Raw genomic sequence first — 21621 nt, forward strand, 5'->3', positions numbered from 1 at the left:
CTTCGTGGGTGCCGTCGGCGCGGTGGTCCTGGTCTTCCTCCTCGGACAGCGAGGAGGACGGCTCGCGCCCACCCGGCTGGTGCGGGAGGGTGGCCGTTCGTCAGCCGCGGGAGTCCAGGTACTCCTCCACGCCGGGCGCGGTATGCGCGTCCTCCGCGATCACCAGGCCGCCGACCGCCTCACGGTCGGGCCGCAGCACGTAGGTGGCCAGGCTCGCGGGCCGGGAGACGTCGGAGAAGTCCTGCGGCGATCCGAGCCCGGTGTCGGCGTCACGCTGGGCCCGGTGCGCCTTCACCACGTCCTGCCGGGCGAGACTGCCCGCCTCGCAGGCCTTCTTCAGGTCGGCGCCCAGCAGTTGGGCGGCGTTGTACCCGGACAGCACACCGGAGTCGACCTGCGAGCCCGGGTACTTCTTCTGGTACGCGGCGACCATACGGCGTACGCCCGGCAGGTCGGAGCTGACGGACGGGGCGGCGCTGACCACGTGCAGCATGCCCTCCAGTGCGGCGACCGCGGGCGTCTTCATCAGCTGCGGCGCGAAGCCGGGCGCGCTGCTGACGACCGGGACGCGCAGGCCCCGGGAGGCCGCCACCCCGGTCAGGGACGCCGTCTGGGCCGGTCCGGCGCTGATCAGGATCGCCTTCACGCCCGCCTTGCGCAGCGCCGACACCTGCGCGGACAGGTCCGTGTCGGTCGCCTTGATCTTCTGGCCGACCACCTTCAGTCCTGCCCGCTTCGCGGCCCACTGGGAGCCTTCGAGGGCGTTGGCGCCGTAGTCGCCCTCGAAGTACACGTGCCCGATCGTGTCGCCGTCGCCGAGTCCCTTGGTGCGGGTGAGGAAGTCGACCGCGGCGATCATGTCGAGGTCGTACGTGGTGCCGATGACCTGGACGGCGTCCTTGCCGAGCAGGGAGGCCGCCCAGGCCTGCGGGAAGGTCAGCATGCCGTCGCGTTCGATGTCGTCGAGCAGGGCGGCGACCACGGGCGAGCCGATGACCTGGGGCAGCGCGACGACGTCCGGGGCGATGTCGGCGTAGGCGGTGACGGCCTTCTGTACGTCGTAGCCGTGGTCCTTGACGACGATCTCGACCTTCCGGTCGCAGATGCCGCCCTTGGCGTTCGTCTCGTCGGCCCACATCTTCTGGGCCTGCACGATGCTCTTGCCGAGGGTCGCGTAGGGGCCCGTCAGGTCGGTGAGCGCGCCGAGTCTGACGGTCTTGTCGCTCACTCCGGGGCCCGTCTTCACACCGTCGGCGCTGTCGGCGGTGCTCTCGCCGTCCGCCTTGGAGCTGCAGCCCGCGATCAGCAGCGCCACGGCCGTGGCGGCGACGATCCTGGTCGTGCGGTACCTGTGCGTGCGGTACCTGTGAGGCGTGACGTTCACGGGGTGTGCTCCTTGGCTCGTGCGGGTGAGGCGGGTGGTGGGTGCGGTGAGGAGGTGGCGGGGGGCGGGGGGTCGACGGGCGGCCGTCGGCGTCTGAGGCGGGCACGCAGGCGTCGGGTGAGTCCGTGCAGGCCGTCGGGGGCGTACAGCAGGACCAGGACGATCGCGGCGCCGTAGAGGTAGCGGGCCGCCTCGGTCGGGCCCACCGCGCCGTCGGCCGTTCCCGGTGCGGCGACCAGCGGCAACTGGTCGGCGTAGCGCGTCATCAGCAGGGGCAGGGCGGTGACGAAGACGGCGCCCGCGGTGGCTCCGGCCACCGATCCGAGGCCGCCGAGGACGATCATGGCGAGGTAGTCCACGGAGAGCGCCAGGGCGAAGTAGTCCGGCACGACCCGGCGGAAGGAGAGCGCCAGCAGCACGCCCGCCAGGCCCGCGTACATCGAGGACACGACGAAGGCCGCCGAACGGTACCGGGACACGTGCACGCCCATCACCGCGGCCGCCGTCTCGCTGTCGCGCAGGGCGGCCAGGGCCCGGCCGGGGCGCCCGCGCAGCAGGCCGCGGGCGGTGAACCAGGTGAGGGCGAACAGCGCGAGGCCCAGGTACCAGAGGCGTTCCTCGGCGCCGAACGGCACGCCCAGCAGGACGAGTTCGGAACCGTCGGCGGTGAAGCCCGGCAGCGGCGGCACCGAGCGGCCGTTGAAGCCGCCGGTGACGGAGTCCGCGGTCAGCAGGACGTGGTGGCCGAGGAACACCAGCGCGAGGGTGGCGACGCCCAGGTAGATGCCGCGCACGCGGCCGGCGACCGGGCTGAACAGTCCGCCCGCCGCTCCGGCGAGGAGCACCGCGAGGACGAGGGCGAGCGCGGGCGGCAGTCCCGGTCCCGGCTCCCCCGCCAGCCACACGTAGCCATAGGCGCCGACGGCGAGGAAGAAGGCGTGCCCGAGGGAGAGTTGTCCCGCGGTCCCGGTCAGCAGGCCGAGACCGACGGCACCGATGGCCGCCGCCATGGAGAACAGCCCGATCCGCAGCCAGAAGGCGTCCAGGTAGAAGGGCAGCGCGCACAGGACGAGGACGGGCAGCAGGACCGCCGTCCCCCGGCGCAGCGCGCGACCGGCGGGCGTGGGCTCAGACACGGACCGCTCCCTTCGCGCCGAACAGCCCCGCGGGCCGTACCAGAAGCACGAGCACCATCACGGCGTACGGGGCCACGTCGCCGAATCCCTCGCCCAGGACGTGCAGTTCGGACTGGTAGCCCGCGACGAGGGCCTCGGTCATCCCGATCAGCAGGCTGCCGGCGAGGGCGCCGGGCGGTGAGGCCATGCCGCCGAGGATCGCCGCCGGGAAGGCCTTCAACGCGATCTGGCCGGTGGTGCGTTCCAGGCCGGGCGCCGGGAACGCGGCGAGGAACACCGCGGCCAGTGCGGCGAGGGCGCCGGCCAGGCACCAGGCGACGGTGCGCACCCGCGTCAGCCGTACGCCCATCAGCGCGGCGGCTTCCTGGTCCTCGGCCGCCGCGCGCAGGGACAGCCCCCAGTCGGTGTAGCGGAAGAGGGCGAAGACGGCGGCGATGACCACGCTCGACACGGCGATCGCGGCGAGCCTGCTGTCCGCCACGGTCACCGGTCCCAGGGTGCGCACCGAGTCGCCCCACGGGTCGCCCAGGGTGAGCAGGTCGCCGCCGATGCGCCGGGCCAGGTCGGTCACCAGGACGATGTCGACGCCGATGGTCACGATGGTCTGCACGTGGGCGGCGTGCGGGTTGTGCTCCCCGCGCTGGAGCAGCAGCCGGTCCAGGGCGCCGGCCACGGCCGCCGTGGCCAGGACGGCCACCGCGAGCGCCCCGGCGAAACCGAGGTCGTCGTGCAGGACGGCGGTGAGGTAACCGCCGAGCAGGAGCAGTGAGCCGTGGGCGAAGTTCAGGACGCCCGACGCCTTGAAGATGACGACGAAGCCGAGGGCGACGAGTGCGTACACCGCGCCGAGGGCCAGGCCGTTGAGGAGGTTGTCGAGGAGGCCGGTCATGCCGCGTCCTCCCCCGGGGTCTCGGTGCCGAGGTAGGCGCGCAGCACCTCGGGGTTCTGCCGGACCTCGTCGGGGGTGCCGTGGGCGAGGGCGCGTCCGAAGTCGAGGACGGTGACCTCGTCGGCGAGCCGCATGACCAGGCCCATGTCGTGCTCCACCAGCAGGACGGACAGGCCGAGTTCGGCGCGGACGTCCCGTACCACCTCGGCGGTGCGGGCGCGTTCGGCGGCGTTCATGCCGGCCACCGGCTCGTCGAGCAGCAGCACGCTCGGTTCCAGGCACAGCGCCCGCGCGAACTCCACTCGCTTGCGGTCGCCGTACGGCAGCAGCGCCACCGGTGTGTCGAAGTGCCCCTGGAGACCGACGAGTTCGGCGATCTCGCGGGCCCTGGCCAGGTGTTCGCGCTGTTCGCGCACGGCTCGCGGCAGGCGCAGGGCGCTGGCCGCGAAGCCCGCGCGGGACAGCACGTGCCGGCCGAGCATCAGGTTGTCGGCCACGGTTCCCTCGGTGGTGACGATGTTCTGGAAGGTCCGCGCCACGCCGAGTGCGGCGATCCGGTGCGGGGCGAGCCGGGTCAGCTCCGCGTCACCGAGCAGGACGGTGCCGGCGGCGGGCCGGCACAGGCCGGACAGCACGTTGAAGCAAGTGGACTTGCCGGCCCCGTTGGGGCCGATGAGCGCGTGCACCGAGCCCGGGGCGACCGTGAAGGACACCTCGTCGAGCGCGGTCAGACCCGCGAAACGCACGGTGACGTCCCGTACCCGGAGCACGGGAGGCGTACCGGTCCGCGGGCCGGGTGCGGGGACGTTCACGCGACCCCCTGGCCGGAGTCGGCGGGGCGGTCGGTGTCGGCCTGCTCACCGAGGTAGAGGCGGCGCACCGCGTCCGTCCGGGCGAGTTCGTCGGCGGGCCCGGACAGCCGGATCTCGCCGACCTCCAGGACGTGCGCGTGGTCCGCCAGCGACAGCGCCATGCCGGCGTTCTGTTCCACCAGCAGGACGGCCGTGCCCTGGGCGTTGATCTCCCGGACGACCTCGGCGATCCGGTACACCATCTGCGGTGCCAGGCCGAGCGACGGCTCGTCCAGGAGGAGCAGGCGCGGCGCGGCCATCAGGGCACGGCCGATGGCGAGCATCTGTTGTTCCCCGCCGGACAGCAGACCGGCGGCCTGCCGGGTGCGTTCGGCGAGCCTCGGGAAGAGGGTGAAGACCCGTTCCCGGGCCTCCCGGACCTGGGCCGGGGCGCGCCGCCCCAGACCGAGGCCGCCGCTGCGCAGGTTCTCGTCCACGGAGAGCCCGGCGAACACGCGCCTGCCCTCCGGTACCTGGACGACTCCGGCGCGGACCGCCGCGACCGGGTCCCGGCCGTCCAGCCGTGTGTCGCCGTAGCGGATGTGTCCGGCCGTGATCGTGCCGCGGTGCAGGCGCAGCGTGCCGGACACGGCCCGCAGCAGCGTCGTCTTGCCGGCGCCGTTGGCACCGAGCAGGGTGACGACACCGCCGTGCGGGACGGTCAGCGACACGGAGCGGAGGGCGGACAGGGCACGTCCGTACGTCACGTCGAGTCCTTCGACGTGCAGGGCGGGCTGCTCGTCCGGTGGTGCTTCGGGCATCGCGGCTCCTCGGATCCGTGCCGGGCGGCACGGGGCTGCGGGGAAAGGGGAGCTCACGACAGCACGTACACCGGGCACCGGACCAGGGCTTACGGCATCCTCGCTGCGCCCTCCCAGTCCGGGCGCGGAGAGTCTGTGCGGATGCCCAGGGCCGGGCACCGGCTTCGGGGGCGGTGACAGGATGCCGCTGTCGGCGGGGGGCGGGGCGTGGCTCGCCTCGGGCGCGGCAAGGAGCAGGCGCCGGGGGCCTCAAGGGCGCAGCGGTACGCGGCGGCACGTGCCGGCAGGCGGGAACGTGCCGGCCGACGGGGTCGTCCCTTCCCCCGCGATCACCGCGTCCTCGTCCGCGTCCTCGCCCGACGGGAACGTGCCGACCGACGGACGGACGCCGCACGTCAGGTGCCGGCCGTCACGCCAGACGCTGATCCGGGGGCACCGCCCGCGTCGGCCGTCGGCCGTCAGCGCGAGGGTGGGCTCAGGGGCGCAGCAGGCGGTGCGCGGTGAGGGCGAGGCTGATCTCCACCAGGTCCGTGGGGCGGGCCAGTTCGCGTCCCGTGAGCTGCTCGCAGCGGCGCAGCCGGTTCAGGACGGTGTTGCGGTGGCAGTAGAGCCGCTCGCCGGCCCGTTGCGCGGAGCCGTCGCAGGCGAGCCAGGTGGCCAGGGTCTCCAGCAGCACGTCCCGGTCGGCGGGTTCCAGGCGCAGCAGCGGGCCGAGCACCCGGTCCGCGAGGGCCCTGCCGAGGTCGGGGCAGGAGATCACCAGGGCCGCCGGGAGGTGCTCGGTCAGCCGGACGGTCCCGCCCGCCTCGGGACAGATGCCGAGCGCGAGATCCGCGAGCTTGCGAGCGTCACCCACCGCGGCCATCCCCTCCACCACACTGCCGACGCCGACCCGTGTGCCCGGACCCGGCCCGCCCGGCCGGTGCGCCGGATCCGGGTCCTGGTCCGCGTGCGGAGTCCGCTCCGGCTCCGGCAGGTCGTCGCCCTCGACCAGGACGATCCCGTAGTCCACCGCCACCCCCGTGTGCCAGTGGACGCGGATGCCGTCCGGTACGGCGGCGGCGCGGGCCTCCGTACAGCCCGGAGCGTCCTCGCCGGCCACCGCGACGACGAGGTAGCGGCCGTGCTCGGGCAGGCCCAGCGTCCGGGCCGTCTCGGGCAGGTCGGCGATCCGGCTGGTGCCGTCGAGCAGCGCGGCGGTCAGCAGCCGCACCCGGTTCTCGCGCCGCCAGGCCTGCTGCCGCTCCGCCTGCCGGTAGGCGTCCGCCACGAGGGTGCAGTGCTCGTCGACGAAGTTCCAGACGTCGGCCGCCGCGTGCACGAGCAGCCGGACGTCCTCCGGCGCCCTGCGGGAGGTCTCCTCCACCAGCCCCTGCCACACCAGCGCCCCGCCCAGCCGGAACGCGTGCAGCAGGGCGTCCAGCGGCAGCCCCTGTTCGGCACGGGTGACGCCGATCTTCCAGGAGCAGCGACGGGCCGCGTCCCGGTTGCCGCGAGGGTCGAGCAGCGAGGTCACGCTGTGCCGCAGGGAGCGGTGCACCTCCTGCCAGGTGCCGGACGGGTCGCTGTCCAGCGCGGTCCGGTACACCGGCTCCTGGTCCTGGAGCAGGGCCAGGAGCCGGTCCGTGAGGTCGGGCAGATCGTCCAGCAGCACCCGTGCGGCCCGGTGCAGGACGTGCAGGGCGTCGGCGTCGATCAGCGACCGACGGCGACGCGTCCGCGGCTGCGGAACGGGCGCCGGCCCCGGGCGGAACACTGTTCGTGGCCGTACGGCGTGTTGCATCGCGGTCCTCCCCGGAACTCGGCCTCGCGGCGCCGCACCCACGACCGGCCTCCCGCCATGTCCCGGTCGGCCTGCGGCGCCGCTGCCGCCTGACGTGTCCTGCCCCGAAGGATGGCATACCGTCCGGTCGGTCCCTAGGGGTGTGCACGGGTCATTTCCGCCTGGTCGACCATGCGGGCCAGTTCGACCCGGGACCGCACGCCGAGGAGGGCGAACACGTTCCTGAGGTGGTAGTCGACGGTCCGGGTGCTCACCGCGAGGCTCAGTGCCACCTCCCGGTTGGTGGCGCCCTCGGCGACCCGGCGGGCGATGCGCAGTTGCTGCGGCGTCAGCCGGGACAGCGGGTCCGGCCCCGCGGTACACGGGGCGGTCCCGTTCGCCCGCAGCTCGCCGCGCGCCTGCCCCGCCCACACCCTCGCGCCGCAGCGCTCGAATCCGACCAGGGCCGACCCGAGCCGGACCCGGGCCTCCCGGAGTCTGCGCCGACGGCGCAGCCATTTCCCGTACGACAGCTCGGTCCGGGCCCGCTCGAAGTCGCCGCCCGCCGGCTCGTGCAGGGTCAGGGCCCGTCGGTAGAAGGCGTCGGCCCGTTCCGGTGCGGCGAGCAGGGCGTGGCAGCGCGCGAGCTGGGCCGCGGCGTGCGGATCGGCGCCGCAGGCGGCCCACCGGGCGAAGTCGTCCATGACCGCCCGGGCCTCGTCGGGCCGCCCGGCGAGCACGGCGGCCTCCACGAAGCAGGGCACGGCGAGCATCCACACCGCGAAGTGGCCGCGCCGGGGCCCGGGCAGGACGAGCGGGCCGAGCCGGTCGGCGGCGTCGAGGGGGCGTCCGCAGCCGAGGTCGGCGCGGGCCGCCGCCCAGTGGGCGAGGGTGGCCGCCTGAGCCAGTCCGTGCCGCCGGGCGGTCGTCAGCGCGGCGTCCACGTGCGCGTCGCACGCGGTCGTGTCCCCTTCGATCGACGCGGCGAGGGCGAGCACCGCGTGATGGTGGGCCGCGGTGTTCCGCTGTCCTGCCGCGTGCGCGGCCCGCAGTCCCTCCTCCGCGTGGCCACGCCCCTGCGGGTGCCGGCCCGCGCGCAGCTCGGCGTAGGCCAGGTACTCCAGCGCCCGCGCCGCGAGCGCGCCCGATCCCTGGTTCCGGGCAGCGGCCAGGGCCCGGGCGCCGGCCCGGCAGGCCACGGCCACGTCTCCGAGCAGCAGCGCCGCGGCGGCCGAGCGCATCAGCACGTCCGGCCCGTCGTGGGCCCTGGCACCGTCCGCGACTCGCCGTAACGGCAGGACGGCCCGGTCGAAACGCCCCTCCAGCACGGCACGCATACCGGTGCGGTGATCAGCGAGGAGATCACGGCCCGCGGCCAAAGCGGGTTGGAGCTCTGTGGACGCGGGCAGGGCAGCCGGGTCGCCTGGACCAACGGGCTCGGGGGTGCCGCCGCCGACGGTTCGGGGCGTCGGGTGGTTGCCGATTCCGGCAGCCTCACGGTTGCTGGTTCCGGCGGTGGCGCCGAGGCCAGGGCGAGCGACCCCGCCCGCGACGGTTCGGCCGATATCCCCGGCCGCGGTTCCGGCGGACTCACCCACACCGGCTTCAACGGCCTCCCGGACCCCGGTTCCGGCCTCACCGACCCTGACCCCGGCGGCGATCCGGCCCACGCCCGTACCGGCGGTCTCCCGGATGGCGGCACGGGCGGTCTCACCCACGGCAGGTCCGGCGGACTGGCCGCCGTTGCTTCCGGTGGTCTCCCGGATGGCGGCGCGGGCGGTCTCGCCGACGGCGGGTCCGGCGGGCTGGCCGCCGCTGCTTCCGGTGGTCTCCCGAATGGCGGCACGGGCGGTCTCACCCACGCCAGGTCCGGCGGGCTGGCCGCCGTTGCTTCCGGTGGGCTCGCCGGCTCTGGTTGACCCGATGCCGGTTCCGGCGTCGGGGCGGCGGTCAGCGGGTTCGCCGTAGGGGCCGCCTTCGGTTCCGATGGCGTCGCGGGCGTCGTCCGGAACGCGTGTCCCGGACGCGAGCGCACCATGGCACGCTGCCATGTCACCCGCCGCCCACGCGGCGTCCGCGGCGGCGAGGGTGGCACGGGCCGACTGGGCGGGCGCGTCCGCGGCGAGCAAGGAGGCGGCGAGCAGCAGGGTCTCGTAGGCATCGGCGACCGGGCCGTCGCGCAGCTCGGCCATCCCCCGTACCAGCTCCGCGCGGCCGTGCACGGCGGCCGGCGCGGCACAGCCGCGCGCCTCGCCGAGGAGCCGCAGCGCCCGGTGCGGACGTCCCGCGGTCAGCGCCTGCTCGGCCGCGAGCGTGTACCGGTGTGCGCGGACGGGGCCGTCCGTCGTCAGTTCGGCGGCCCTGGTGTACGCCGCGGAGCGGAGCCGGTACGGGGCGGTACGGTCCGCGTCGGCCGCGGCGGCGAGGGCGTTTGCCGTCCGGGACGCGCGGTCCGGCACGGACCAGGACCGGTGCAGCAGAGCGGTGAGGGTGTCTCCGCCGGCCGACAGGACCGCGGCGAGTGCGCGGTGCGCCGCGCGGCACCGGTCAGCGCCGGCACCGGTGTACACGGCCCTGCGGATCAGCGTCCCGGCGAACCGGAACCGGCCGTCGGCCAGGACGAGCACGTCGGACACCGGTACGGGGTCCGGCGGAAGCGCGGCGCAGCCAGGCGGCGTTGCGGCACAGCCCTGCGGGATCACGGCACCACCCGGCCGAGTGACGTCACAGTTCGCCGGCATCGCGGCGAGGCCCGGCAGAGCCAGGGCGCAGCCCGGCCAAGCCCCGGCACCGCCCGATGAGCCCACGGCCGGCCCCTGCGGGGGGACGTCACACCCCGGCGACGCCCCCGCAAGGCCCACCGAGATCCCCACCAGGTCCGGCAGGACCAGCCCGGACCCCGACAAGCCCACCGCACAGCCCGACGACGCCCCGGCAGGACCCAGCGAGGTCACCTCACACCCCACCGAAGTCCCAGCGAGACCCGCCCCGGTCCCCACCCAGCCTGACAACGCCAGCCCGAACCCCGCCAAGCCCCCGGCACGTTGCGACGACGGCCGGACACAACCCGCCGCACCCGAGGCACAGCCTCCCGAGGTCTCGGCCCACGCCGGCGCCCTCCCGTCGCAGTCCGGCGATGCCTCGACGGGACGCGGTGACGCCTCCGCGGACATCCGCTCGGCCGCCTTGCGGACAAGCTCGGCGTCGACCTCCGTGTCGTCCGTCTCCCGTAACGCGGCCGCCGCGACCAGCGCCAGGTCGCGCACCCTCGGCGGCAGGCCGGCCAGCGGCTGTCGTCCGGCCAGCCCGGCCAGCATCTCCGCGTCGGCCGACGGCCGGGCCGGAGCCCGGCGACCGCTCGCCCCGGCCCGCGACCACCGGCTCGCCAGGGCGAGCAGCAGCGCGGGACTGCCCTCCGCCTCGTCCAGGAGCGCCTCGCGCAGGGACCGGTCGACGCTCGGCTCCGTCACCTCGTCGAGCAGGGCAGCCGCTTCCGACGGGGCGAGCGGGGACAGGCCGACGGAAGGGCATCGGGCGAGGTACGGATCGGCGGCGAGGTGTCCGGCGAAGGACAACAGCAGCCCCACCCGGCCGACCGTGTGCGCATGGGCGGCCACCGCCCCGAGGACGGCCCGCGAAGGAGCGTCCCAGAGGTGGACGTCGTCCACGCACACCAGCAGCGGGGCGTCCTCGGCCGCACGCCGGAGCACTGCCGGCAGATCCGTTCGCGCGGCGGCCCGGCCCTCCTCGGCGACGAGGACGCCGGAACCAGGGCCGGCGACGCCGCCGGCACCGGCCTCGTCGAGACCGTCCACCGCAGCGGGACCCCCCGCCCCGTCCCCCTCGGCATGTCCCTCCACCCCGCCCCGCCCGACGCGGCCCCCCGGCCCACGCCCCGCGCCCCCGGTCCGCCGCCCCCCGCCGAGATCCGCCACCGCGCAGATCAGCACGCTCAGTCCCGCGTACGGCACCCCGCTCCGGCCCGGCACCCCCCGGACCCGCACCACGGATCCGGCCTCGAAGCGGCGCGCGGCCCACTCCAGGAGGGCCGTACGGCCGAGTCCGTGCTCGCCGGTCACGACGAGTGCCGCCCCGCCCCGCGTCAGCCCTTCCGTCAGGGCTGCCACCGCCCGCCGGGCACCACCGTGCCCGTGGATCCGCCGGGTCACCGCCGTCACGGTCCTGTCTTGGGTCATCCCTCGACGCTAGTGACACGTGACGGCATCCGGAAGCGGCACGTCCGCAGGCGCCGACGGCGTGTGCCGGTGCCCAGCGTCCGAGGTGGACGCCGATGCACCGGCACAGCCCGACCGGTCGCGTCAGGAGGTGTGCGGGCAGTTGCCCCGGTACTCCTCGATGGTCGTGCTCGGCCGCGGCAGCGGGCACAGGAACTGCTCGTAGCGGGTGTCGTTGTCGATGAACCGCTTCAGCCAGGAGACGCTGTACTTCGCGATCGTCGTGTTCGACGAGATCGGCGCGAAGTGGTTGGCGTTGTTCAGCTCCAGGTAGGCACGGTCGAGCGACGAGGGCAGGCTCCCGTAGAAGGGCTCGGCGTGAGAGCTGACCGACGCGACGCTGTCACCGTCGGCTCCGACGATCAGGGTGGGTGTCCTGAGTTCGGGCCAGGTCTTGTCGAGATGCCAGGGAGTCAGCGGGATCGCCGCCTGGAGGGAGGGCCGGGTCCTGGCGGCCTCCAGGCTGCCGCCGCCGCCCATGGAGTGGCCCATCACGCCGAGCCGGCTGCTGTCGACCCGGCCTCTCACCGAGCTGCTCTGGGTCAGGTAGTCGAGGGCGCCGAGCAGTTGACGCGCCCGTGAGTCCGGCTGGTCGAGGGTGCTGAGGGTGTCGATGGTGAAGACCACGAAGCCCTGGGACGCCAGGCGCGGGCCCAGCCAGGCGATGGTGGACTGGGTGCCGGTGTAGCCGGGTGAGACGGCGACGGCGCCGAAGGTCCCGTCGCTGGTGCTGGTGGGGTAGTAGATGGTGCCGCCGCCGAAGCTGCTGACGGCGAGCTGGGAGACGGTCGTCTGCGAGACCGCGTAGGGGCCGCGCTGCGCCTCGATGGAGGCGTTGGTGGGTGCCGGCCCGCGCTCGTAGGGGTTGTCCGCGGCGTGGGCCCCGGGAGTGCCGAGGGTGCCGAGCCCGATGGTCGCGGCGAGCGCCGCCAGGGCGACGGCGAACCGGTTGGTCCTGCGTCGGTCCCGGCCGTGCGCGGCCGGGCGGGGGGTCCGAGGGGCAGTGCCGTTCCGCAGGTGTTGCTGCACGACGAGTCGTCCTCTCTGTCGTGGCGGGCCGCCCGCCGGGCACCGCACGCGGAGGAACACCACGCACCGTGCCGCCGGGCACCGCCGACTTCTGGCGCTGCCACTGTCGAGGGGCATCCGGGCGGCGCGGACCGGCAATGTCACCGGTCTCCTCACACCACCGCCCGGGCCCGCCGCCCCACCGGGCCCGCCTCCCGACACCCCCCGCCCGGCCCGCCGCCCCACCCCGACGACCCCGCCTCCGCCCCGGAGGCCCTTGCACAACCGCCCCACCCATGTGAAACGCTCCCCCTGGACCGGCAGCCACCCGTCACCGGTCCTCACCAGGTCGTACGGCGTCGAAAGGTGGCAGCATGCGCATCGGACTGCTCGGCACCGGCCCCTGGGCCCGGATGGCCCACGCCCCGGCCCTGAGCGCACACGCGGGGCTGGACTTCGCCGGCGTGTGGGGCCGCCGCCCCGACGCGGCGAAGGAACTGGCGGACCTGCACGGCACGCGGGCGTACGACGACGTGGACGCGCTGCTCGCCGACGTGGACGCCGTGGCCGTCGCCCTGCCTCCGGGTGTGCAGGCCGGGCTCGCGGTGCGGGCCGCGCGGGCGGGCCGTCACCTGCTGCTGGACAAGCCGCTCGCCGCGACGGTCGAGGACGGGCGGGCGGTGGTCGACGCCGTCCGGGAGGCCGGCGTCGCCTCGGTCGTCTTCTTCACCACCCGCTTCCTGGCCGAGACGGAGGCGTGGATCACCGAACAGGCGGGCGTGCCGGGCTGGTTCACCGCGCGGGCGCAGTGGCTGGGCTCGGTGTTCACGAGCGACAGCCCGTTCGCCGACTCGCCGTGGCGGCGCGAGAAGGGAGCCCTGTGGGACGTGGGGCCGCACGCCCTGTCCGTGCTGCTGCCGGTCCTCGGTGACGTCCGCCGGGTGGCGGCCGCGGCGACCGGTCCCGGGGACACCGTGCATCTCGTGCTGCACCATGCCGGCGGCGCGTCGAGCACGCTGACGCTGAGCCTCACGGCGCCGCCCGCGGCGGCGGGAGCCGCCGTCGAGCTGCGGGGCGAAGCGGGGGTGACGCTGCTCCCGGAGAGTTCCGAGGGAGTCCTGCCCGCCTTCGCCCGGGCCGCGGACGCCCTTGTGGACGCCGCCCGCACAGGCCGCCCGCACCCGTGCGACGCGGCCTTCGCTCTTCGGGTCACCGAGATCCTGGCCACGGCGGAGGCCCTGGTGAAGGACGCCTGAGTTGACGGACGGTTGAGTTGAAGGACGGTTGAGTTGGAGGACGCCTGACGCGGGGCGCCCCGCCCCCGCGGGCCGTCGACCCCGCGAAGTCCGGATGGTTCGATCGGCTCGTCGCCCCACCGAACCAGGCCCGGCCGTCCCGCCTCCGCGCCTCCCTGCCGCTCCCGTCGTCGGTCAGCCCGCCGGCCGGCACCGACAGACGGGCCCGGCCGTCTGTCGGTGCCGGCCGCATGTCTCAGCCGGTGCGGGTGAGGTGGAAGTTCAGGCGTTCCCGTACGACGGGATAGCCGGCCTTGGCGAAGTTCGCGGCCATGGGGAAGTTGCCCTGGTCCGTGGCGGCCGAGACGAACTCCGCACCCTGTTCCGCCAGGAAGTGGGTGCACTCCGCCAGGAGGTCGTAGGCGTAGCCGTGTCCCCGCTGGTCGGGCAGGACCCCGATGAAGCCGACGCAGGGGCCCGCCGGGTTGTGCGCGGGGATGTGGATGCCGACCGGGTCTCCCTGCGGAGAGTGCGCGATCTGCCACCACTCGCGCGGTGACGGGCACCAGTGGAAGAAGTCGAGTTCCTCCTGGGCGGCGCGGTCGAGTCCGCCCTCCTCGATGGCCTTGAGGGCGTGGGCGTCCAGGGTGGCGGAGTGGATGCGGCGCAGCGCGTCGCGGAACACCTCGTCGTCCGGTTCGGGGCGGAACACCAGGCGTCCGGGCCGTTCGGGCAGCCCGCACTGTGGGGTCCAGCGGTACAGGAAACGTTCCACCAGGAGGTCGTATCCGGCCTCGCGTACGGCGGTGAAGCGGGTCTCGGCGGCGGCGCGCAGGGCCGGGTCCTCGCGCCAGCCCGGGGGCAGGTTCATCTCGAGTTCGACCTGCCAGGGCGCGGTGCGCAGGAGTTCGGCGCCCGCCTCCTCCTCGCCCCGCGCCACGTCGAACCAGTTGATGTTGAGGGGTTCGGTGTCGTCGGGTCCGCCCCACCAGGCGCCGCGTGCCACGACCTCGCCGTCGCGCAGGGCCACCCGCTTCCAGTCGGGGCGGTGCCGGGTGAGCCGGTGCCCCTCACGGGCGTTCAGCGGGTCCGGCAGGGTGTCGAAGAGTGGTGCGTCGCGCTCGTCGAGCGCGCGGATGACCAGATCGGTCATGGATTCCTCCGGGATGCGTACTGCGGTGAGCGCTCCCGGTCAGACGAAGCACGCCGGGGCAACGGAAAGGGAGCGCTGGGTGGTGGTGAACTGCACGGCACTCGCCTCCTTCCGTTGGTCTCGGGCGTGGTGCCTCACGGTACACCGCTTAAGTGGCCCTTAACGCCGGATTAAACGCTCGGTAGTTGTGTGGGCCGGGAGGGCGGCCGTACGTAGCATCGGGTTCGACGACGGCGTGAGAGCGCTCTCATCCCTGCTTCCATTCCCCTCCTCCCCACGCTTCCCCCCTCTTCCTCCTCCTCTCCGCTCGCTCGCACGCCGACGACGTACCCCCTCACCACGTACTCCGGGAGACCCCCCACATGACACCTCGTCACCAGCGCAGCCTCGGTCGTCGCAAGCTCCTGTTCGCCCTGGGCGGGGCCGTCGTGGCCGCACCCGCCGTCGCCGCGGTGGCCCCCCACGCCCTCGCGGGCACGACCGACGGCCGGGCGGCGACCGCGGCGGCCGGCGCCCTTCCGCTGACGATCGTCAACGACAGCGGGTCCTTCGACAACGCGAGCGTCCACGTCTACATCGTGGGCAACCAGGACGGCAGGCAGGTGCGGGTCGCCCCGGACGGCACCCTCGTGCCGATCGCCGTGTCCGACAACGGCCCCGACGGCTACACCGACTACGCGATCAGCCTCGCCGGCGGTGGCGAGACCCGGCTGTCCCTGCCGTACATGTCCGGCCGGATCTATGTGGCACTGGGCCAGAAGCTGAAGTTCAAGGCCGTCACGGACGGGGCCGGTGATCCCGCGCTCCAGTACCCGGCCGGCTGGGTGGCCTCGGACCCCAACTACGCGGTGCTGCACGACTGTGCCGAGTTCACCCACAACTCCGCCGGCATGTTCTGCAACACCACCATGGTCGACATGTTCAGCGTGCCGCTGAGCATCCGGCTGACCGGTGCGAAGGACCAGACGACGGGCACCCTGCGCGCCTCGGGACGGGCCGACGTCTTCGCCGCCGTACGGCAGGCCGAGGAGTTCGCGCGGCTGGTCGTGGACGACACCCGCGTCATCACGCCCGGGCACGGGCTGGACGCCGGTCTGTTCCCCGCCGACTACTTCGCCCCGTACATCGACGAGGTGTGGAGCACGTACACGGGCAAGGACCTCACGCTCACCACGGACGCGGGCACCTTCACCGGCCGGGTGCGCGGCGAGCGGTTCACCTTCGACGGGCCCGCGCCGGTCTCCTTCGGGAAACCGTCGACCCGGGACGTGCTCTTCTGCGACGGCGCCCTCGCCGCGCCCAACGACGGCACGACCGGCCCGGTCGCCGCCGTGCTCGGCGCCGGGTTCAACCGTTCGACGCTGCTCAGCGCGCCCGCCCAGCCGACGACCGACCCGGCGTCCTTCTACCGGACCGACCTCACCAACCACTACGCCAAGGCGCTGCACGCGGCCACCGAGGACGGCCGGGCGTACGGCTTCGCCTTCGACGACGTGGCCGACTGCGCCTCGTACATCCAGGACACGGCACCCACCGGGATACGGCTGACGCTCACGCCGTTCTAGCGGGAGCGGGAGCGGGAGCGGGCCATGGCGCGGCCCGGCATGCGGCGCGCGGGCGGTCGTAGCAGCGTAGGGGTGTGAGCAGAGCGCGCGGCGGGTGGTCGCGCCCCGAGCGGGACCGGCGGGGCTGGCTGCGGGGCGCGCCGCCGCCGGGCTGGGTACGGGTGCTGCCGGCCGCCCTGCTGGCGGGGGTGTGCGCGGCGACCCTGATCAGCCCGCGTCCGCTCGACATCGGCTTCGTGCTGGGCGCGATCCCGCCGCTGGCCGTGCTGTCGTACGGGCCCGCCGCGACCGCGGTGCTCGGCGGGCTCGCGCTGGCCGTGCTGAACGTCCCCGCGTTCCGGCTGGACGATCCCGGCAGCACCGATCTGCTGACCGTGGGTTTCGTCGCCGCGCTGAGCGTGTTCGTGTCGTTCGTGCGCAGTCGCCGGGACGCCCAGCTGGTCACCGAGCGTGCCGTCGCCGAGGCCGCCCAGCAGGCCGTCATGCCGCCGCTGCCCTCATGGGTGGGGCCGGTGCGGTGTGCGGGTCTGTACCGGGCGGCGCAGCGCGGGACGCTGGTCGGTGGCGACTTCTTCGACGTGCGGGACGGGCCGTTCGGTGTACGGGTGGTCATGGGTGACGTGCAGGGGCACGGGCTGTCGGCCGTGGGCACGGTCGCCTCGCTGCTGGGGGCGTTCCGGGAGGCGGTGCTGGACCAGCCGGACCCGGAGTCGGTGGCGGCCCGCCTGGACCGCCGGCTGGTGCTGGACTCCGCCGGGGTGCCGCACTGCGAGCTGTTCGCCACGGTGCTGCTGCTGGAGTTCGCCGCGGACGCGCGGGCGGTGCGGATCGTGGCGTGCGGCCATCCGGCGCCCCTGCTGCTGCGCCACGGCCGGGCCGTCGAGGTCGAGGTCGCCGCACACCCGCCGCTCGGTCTCGGCCTGTCCGACGGCGGGCCCCCCGTCACTCTCACCGTGCCGCTGGAACCGGGGGACCTGCTCTTCCTCGTCTCCGACGGGGTCACCGAGGCCAGGGACGCCACCGGCGCGTTCTACCCCCTGGCCGAGAGGCTCCCGGACCTCGCCGGCGGAGAACCGGCCGCGCTCGTCCGACGTGTCTGGACGGACCTCGTCCGGCACGGCGGAACCCTCCAGGACGACGTCACGATGCTCGTCCTGGAGCCCAGGGTCCCGGCCCGCTGAGGCCGCCGCGTGCCCCGGGGAGCCGGGCCCCGCACCCGCTCGTGGGGCGTCCGTGGCAGCGGCCGGGCAGCCCGGCCGCGAGGTGCCGCCGCCCTCGCTCGGGATGCAGGGTGGGTCCGGGCGTTGAATGGTGATATCGGGCCCGGTGAGGGAAACCGGGAACGACCGGGAACGACCGGGAACAAGGAACGATCCGGATCCGAGGAGCAGACATCATGCCGACGTCACAGCCCGACGTGTCAGAGCCGTCCGAGGAGCGCACGACCCCGGACGCCCTGCTGCACACCCGTACCGGCACGGACGTGTCACCCGAGGACGTGGTGCTCGCCTCCGGCAAGGACCTCACCCCGCGCACCCTCGAATGGGCCAGGCGCAAGCTGGAGGCGGAGGGCCCGGCCGCTCTGGACAAGCTGCTGCCGTAGCGGCCGTTCCGGGAGGACGCCGGCGCCGGCACCGGGTGCCGCGGGCCATGAGGACCGCGGCTCGCCGGGGTGCGGCCCCGCGTCGCCGTGTCCGGTCGCCGTGTCCGCTCCCTGTCCGGTCGCCGTGTCCGCTCCCCGCGGGTCGCGGACGGTCGCCGTTCGTCCGTCCGCCCTTACGAAGCGGGCACCGGGACTGACAGACTCCTCGGGTGCCAGACTTCGACATGCTCGTCATCGGATCCGGCCCCGGCGGCCAGAAGGCCGCCATCGCCGCGGCCAAGCTGGGCCGCCGGGTCGCCGTCGTCGACCGCCCCGACATGGTCGGCGGGGTCTCCCTCCACACCGGCACCATCCCCTCCAAGACGCTGCGCGAGGCGGTCCTGTACCTGACCGGCCTCACCCAGCGTGACCTGTACGGACAGAGCTACCGGCTGAAGGAGGACATCACCGTCGCCGACCTGACCGCGCGCACCCAGCACGTGGTCAGCCGCGAGGTCGACGTCATCCGCAGCCAGCTGTCCCGCAACCACATCGCCCTGTACGCCGGCACGGCCCGCTTCGTCGACGACCACACGGTCGCCGTCCGCGAGGTCACCGACCACGAACGGCTGATCAGCGCCGAGCACGTCGTCATCGCCACCGGCACCCGCCCTGCCCGCCCGGACAGCGTCGCGTTCGACGGGCGCACGGTCATGGACTCGGACAACGTGCTCGCCGTGGAGCGGGTGCCGCGCTCGATGGTCATCGTCGGCGCGGGTGTCATCGGCATGGAGTACGCGTCGATGTTCGCCGCGCTCGGCAGCAAGGTCACGGTGGTCGAGCGGCGGGCCGGGATGCTCGACATGTGTGACGTCGAGGTGATCGAGTCGCTCAAGTACCACCTGCGGGACCTGGCGGTGACCTTCCGTTTCGGCGAGACGGTGGCCGCGGTCGAGCGGCATCCCCGGGGCACGCTCACCGTCCTGGAGAGCGGCAAGAAGATCCCCGCCGACGCGGTGATGTACTCGGCGGGCCGCCAGGGCCTCACCGACGACCTCGATCTGGACAAGGCGGGTCTGTCGGCCGACGCCCGGGGCCGGATCACGGTGGACGAGCACTACCGCACCGAGGTGCCGCACGTCTACGCCGTCGGTGACGTCATCGGGTTTCCGGCGCTGGCGGCGACCGCGATGGAGCAGGGCCGCGCGGCGGCGTACCACGCGTGCGGGGAGCCGGTGCCCCGGATGCACCACCTCCAGCCGATCGGCATCTACACCATCCCCGAGATCAGCTTCGTGGGCCGCACCGAGGACCAGCTCACCGCGGACCGGGTGCCGTTCGAGGTCGGCGTCTCCCGCTATCGCGAACTGGCCCGCGGCCAGATCATGGGCGACTCGCACGGCATGCTGAAGCTGCTGGTCTCCCCGGAGGACCGCACCCTGCTCGGGGTGCACTGCTTCGGCACCGGTGCCACCGAGCTCATCCACATCGGACAGTCCGTGATGGGCTGCGGCGGCACCGTCGACTACCTGGTCGACGCGGTGTTCAACTACCCCACGCTCGCGGAGTCGTACAAGGTCGCCGCGCTGGACGCCACCAACAAGCTCCGCCTGATCGACCGCATCGGGGACTGAGCGTCCCGCCTCACGTCCTGTCGTCCCCGTCCAGGTACCCGCCGCTCGCGCTGCCGTCGTCGGGGAGTTCGGTCTCGTCCTCGACGACGTGCATGGCGGCCTCCTCGGCCCCGGCGGCGCCCGCGTCGATCCCCACGTCGCGGGCGACCTCCTCCTTGACGGTGTCCGTGTGGGCGCCCTCGTCCGGGGCGACGAGCCGGCCCGCGCGCTCGGTGCCCGCCTCCGGGTCGATCGGTTCGCCCTCGCCGCCGGGGAGGTCGCCGACCTGGTCGCCGACCGGCCCGGTGTCCTCGGGAACCTCCTGGGCCAGGCGCTGGTCGAGGCTCTCGCCGTCGTGCTGCTCGGCGGCCGTGGTGCCGTACTTGGTGACGCCGAGCGGCTTCTCCGGCGGGGAGTAGCCCTCGTCGAGGGTGTCGTCGTAGGTCCGCTCGTCGATCGCGTCCTGCAGGTCCAGCGGCGCCGCGTCCTCCTGCTCCTCGTTGGTACCGGTGGGCTGGTACGCGTCGTCGGCCATCGGCTGCGTGCCCATGGGCTCCTCCCTCGTTCACTGCGTCGACCGGTGTCTTCCCGGCGTCCTGAACGCGTTTCCCGCTACGCGGAGCCCAACCCCGAACGTGGGGCGGAAGTGACCTGGGAGCCGGTGACATCCCCCTCAGTCGCCTGACCTGAGTGCTCCGCACCGTCCGCGGCGCGACGGCACGGAGCACGACCTGAGGTCCGTCAGCAGGTGCGGCCGACGTAGTGGGCGCCGTCGATCTTGTTCGCGGAGCCCAGCCAGGACGTGCCGGGCGCGACGCACCGCTCGTAATCGGCCGCCCAGGCGACCTCCACCTTGACGACCACCCGCGAGCCGTCGGAGGTGCAGTGGTTGTAGAAGGCGTCGGAGCCGGTCTCGTAGAACCCGCACGGGGCGGCGGCGGCCGGGCTCGCGGCGGTGGTCACCGCGCCCACGGAGGCGAGCACGAGGGCGGCGGAGCCGAGGGCGCGGGACACCATACGACGAACACGCAAGGGAATCTCCTTGGCGAGGGGAGGCGGCGGGGCTCGCGAGAGCCCGGGCCGCCGATCGGTGGCTTTCCGCCCCAGGATCGCCGTCGGTGCCGCCCCGTTGATCATTCGCCGTGCCGTTCACCTGGCGAATCGTTCTGCCACTGGGCCACCGGGATGATCTTTCCGGGTTCCTCCTGCGGGGAGTGGCCGAGGGGGAACCGGAACACGGCCACGGCCGGCGTCCCGCCCGCCCTGATCCACTCCTGCCGCGTCAGGGAGCCACGGACGCGGTGCCGGGCCGAGCCCTTCTCGGGGGGGGCGGCGGCGGGGAGGAGGTGCGGAGTGGAGTCAGGGGTGGCCGCATCGGGCGGGAGGAGAATCCTTCCTTCGTGCGTACGGCCGCACGGAGCAGCCTTGTGCCCTCCTCCGGCAGTTGCAAGCCATGTGCAGTAAAGGCCGTGACAGGTCTTCCCCACGAGTGGGGAAAGCCGCAGGCCACGGTCCCGGTCACACCCCCGGTCAGGCCCCGGTCACGGCGTCGCGTTCGGTCCGTCCGGCCTGGCGAGGCGCCGCTCGACCACCTCGCGGCTCAGCGCCTCCGTCTCCGGCTCGGGCAGCCGCTCGAAACCGTCCTCGGTGATGACCGACACGAGGGGGAAGATCCGGCGGCCGATGTCGGGGCCGCCGGTCGCGGAGTCGTCGTCCGCCGCGTCGTACAGCGCCTGGAGCGCGCTCAGGGCCGCCCCGCGCCGGTCCATGCCCGGATGGAACAGCTTCTTCAGGGAGCCGCGGGCGTAGGGCGATCCGGAGCCCTCGGCGTGGAAGTTCCGCTTCTCGTACAGCCCGCCGGCGACGTCGAAGCTGAAGATGCGGCCCCGCTCCCCCTCGGGGGCGAAGGGGTCGTAGCCGATGAGGAGCGGCACGACGGCGAGGCCCTGCATGGCCTGGCCGAGGTTCTGCCGGATCATGCCGGCCAGGCGGCGCGCCTTGCCGTCGAGGCTCATCGCGACGCCCTCGATCTTCTCGAAGTGCGTCAGCTCGACCTGGTACAGCTTCACCATGTCCACCGCGAGGCCGACGGTCCCGGCGAAGGCGACGGCCGTGTAGTCGTCGGCGGGGTGCACCTTCTCCAGGTCGCGCTGGGCGATGAGATTGCCCATGGTGGCCCTGCGGTCGCCCGCGATCAGCACGCCGTCGCGGAAGGCGAGGGCCAGCACGGTCGTGCCGTGCGGCACCTGGTCGGGCGAGGCCGCCACGCCGTCCGGCAGGACGCGGCGGGTACTCAGCAGCTCCGGGCGGTGCGCGGCCAGGAACTCGGTGAAGGACGACGTCCCCGCGGTGAAGAACTCCTCCCCCAGGCGTCCGCCGTGCTCGTTCCACGTCATGCCGTTCCCCCCTCGCCCACGGTCCGACAACCGGACTCCTACCAGCTGCCC

16 protein-coding genes and 1 pseudogene are annotated in these 21621 nt (G+C 74.1%); 5 read left to right on the forward strand and 12 right to left on the reverse strand.

The genetic code is table 11. From position 1 onward, the window contains the following. Window positions 1-100: 100 nt before the first annotated feature. The 8 genes and pseudogenes from ACWD0J_RS31125 to bdeA all read right to left on the reverse strand — a co-directional run bounded on the left by ACWD0J_RS31125 (window position 101) and on the right by bdeA (window position 12047). On the reverse strand, window positions 101-1384 hold the full coding sequence (locus ACWD0J_RS31125) for an ABC transporter substrate-binding protein (protein ID WP_451499181.1): 1284 nt from the start codon (window positions 1382-1384) through the stop codon (window positions 101-103). After that, window positions 1381-2520 carry a branched-chain amino acid ABC transporter permease gene (locus tag ACWD0J_RS31130; protein ID WP_451499182.1) on the reverse strand — a complete coding sequence of 380 codons (1140 nt, stop codon included), beginning with the start codon at window positions 2518-2520 and terminating at the stop codon, window positions 1381-1383. The genes ACWD0J_RS31125 and ACWD0J_RS31130 overlap by 4 nt, the downstream gene beginning before the upstream one ends. After that, on the reverse strand, window positions 2513-3409 hold the full coding sequence (locus ACWD0J_RS31135; protein ID WP_451499183.1) for a branched-chain amino acid ABC transporter permease: 897 nt from the start codon (window positions 3407-3409) through the stop codon (window positions 2513-2515). Before ACWD0J_RS31135 ends, ACWD0J_RS31130 begins: the two co-directional genes overlap by 8 nt. Further along, complete coding sequence (locus ACWD0J_RS31140; protein ID WP_451499184.1) at window positions 3406-4221, reverse strand: ABC transporter ATP-binding protein; 816 nt, start codon at window positions 4219-4221, stop codon at window positions 3406-3408. The genes ACWD0J_RS31135 and ACWD0J_RS31140 overlap by 4 nt, the downstream gene beginning before the upstream one ends. Further along, window positions 4218-5021, reverse strand: coding sequence for an ABC transporter ATP-binding protein (locus tag ACWD0J_RS31145; RefSeq protein WP_451499185.1), 804 nt, complete (start codon window positions 5019-5021; stop codon window positions 4218-4220). Before ACWD0J_RS31145 ends, ACWD0J_RS31140 begins: the two co-directional genes overlap by 4 nt. A 475-nt stretch (window positions 5022-5496) precedes the next feature. Next, window positions 5497-6804 (reverse strand): PucR family transcriptional regulator, encoded by a 1308-nt coding sequence (locus ACWD0J_RS31150; RefSeq protein ID WP_451499186.1) that lies wholly within the window; start codon window positions 6802-6804, stop codon window positions 5497-5499. Between the two features lie 134 nt (window positions 6805-6938). Beyond that, a pseudogene (locus ACWD0J_RS31155) lies at window positions 6939-8207 on the reverse strand (helix-turn-helix transcriptional regulator); the annotation flags it as partial. 2895 nt (window positions 8208-11102) lie between these two features. Further along, window positions 11103-12047 carry a bis(hydroxyethyl) terephthalate hydrolase gene (bdeA, locus tag ACWD0J_RS31160; protein WP_451499187.1) on the reverse strand — a complete coding sequence of 315 codons (945 nt, stop codon included), beginning with the start codon at window positions 12045-12047 and terminating at the stop codon, window positions 11103-11105. Between the two features lie 353 nt (window positions 12048-12400). On the opposite strand from bdeA, the gene ACWD0J_RS31165 reads away from it, so the two are divergent. Further along, window positions 12401-13282, forward strand: coding sequence for a Gfo/Idh/MocA family protein (locus ACWD0J_RS31165; protein WP_451499188.1), 882 nt, complete (start codon window positions 12401-12403; stop codon window positions 13280-13282). Window positions 13283-13517: 235 nt separating this feature from the next. Here ACWD0J_RS31165 and ACWD0J_RS31170 read toward each other — a convergent pair whose 3' ends face one another. Continuing rightward, window positions 13518-14414 (reverse strand): GNAT family N-acetyltransferase, encoded by an 897-nt coding sequence (locus ACWD0J_RS31170; protein ID WP_451499189.1) that lies wholly within the window; start codon window positions 14412-14414, stop codon window positions 13518-13520. Between the two features lie 362 nt (window positions 14415-14776). Here ACWD0J_RS31170 and ACWD0J_RS31175 point away from each other — a divergent pair, with 362 nt between their 5' ends. The 4 genes from ACWD0J_RS31175 to sthA all read left to right on the forward strand — a co-directional run bounded on the left by ACWD0J_RS31175 (window position 14777) and on the right by sthA (window position 19195). Next, window positions 14777-15979 (forward strand): glycoside hydrolase family 64 protein, encoded by a 1203-nt coding sequence (locus ACWD0J_RS31175; protein WP_451499190.1) that lies wholly within the window; start codon window positions 14777-14779, stop codon window positions 15977-15979. A 74-nt stretch (window positions 15980-16053) separates the two neighbouring features. Then, on the forward strand, window positions 16054-17160 hold the full coding sequence (locus tag ACWD0J_RS31180; protein WP_451499191.1) for a PP2C family protein-serine/threonine phosphatase: 1107 nt from the start codon (window positions 16054-16056) through the stop codon (window positions 17158-17160). A 215-nt stretch (window positions 17161-17375) separates the two neighbouring features. Next, on the forward strand, window positions 17376-17582 hold the full coding sequence (locus ACWD0J_RS31185; RefSeq protein WP_451499192.1) for a hypothetical protein: 207 nt from the start codon (window positions 17376-17378) through the stop codon (window positions 17580-17582). A 209-nt stretch (window positions 17583-17791) separates the two neighbouring features. After that, window positions 17792-19195, forward strand: coding sequence for a Si-specific NAD(P)(+) transhydrogenase (gene sthA, locus ACWD0J_RS31190; RefSeq protein WP_451499193.1), 1404 nt, complete (start codon window positions 17792-17794; stop codon window positions 19193-19195). A 10-nt stretch (window positions 19196-19205) separates the two neighbouring features. Here the strand turns inward: sthA and ACWD0J_RS31195 are convergent, their stop codons facing one another. The 3 genes from ACWD0J_RS31195 to prcB all read right to left on the reverse strand — a co-directional run bounded on the left by ACWD0J_RS31195 (window position 19206) and on the right by prcB (window position 21570). Continuing rightward, a complete protein-coding gene (locus ACWD0J_RS31195) occupies window positions 19206-19724 on the reverse strand; it encodes a DUF5709 domain-containing protein (RefSeq protein WP_451499194.1) in 519 nt (172 codons plus the stop codon). 191 nt (window positions 19725-19915) lie between these two features. Then, window positions 19916-20191, reverse strand: coding sequence for a DUF6355 family natural product biosynthesis protein (locus ACWD0J_RS31200; RefSeq protein WP_451499209.1), 276 nt, complete (start codon window positions 20189-20191; stop codon window positions 19916-19918). A 524-nt stretch (window positions 20192-20715) separates the two neighbouring features. After that, on the reverse strand, window positions 20716-21570 hold the full coding sequence (prcB, locus tag ACWD0J_RS31205; RefSeq protein WP_451499195.1) for a proteasome subunit beta: 855 nt from the start codon (window positions 21568-21570) through the stop codon (window positions 20716-20718). Window positions 21571-21621 lie beyond the last annotated feature (51 nt).

This window comes from Streptomyces sp. NPDC003011 (genome assembly GCF_053591515.1).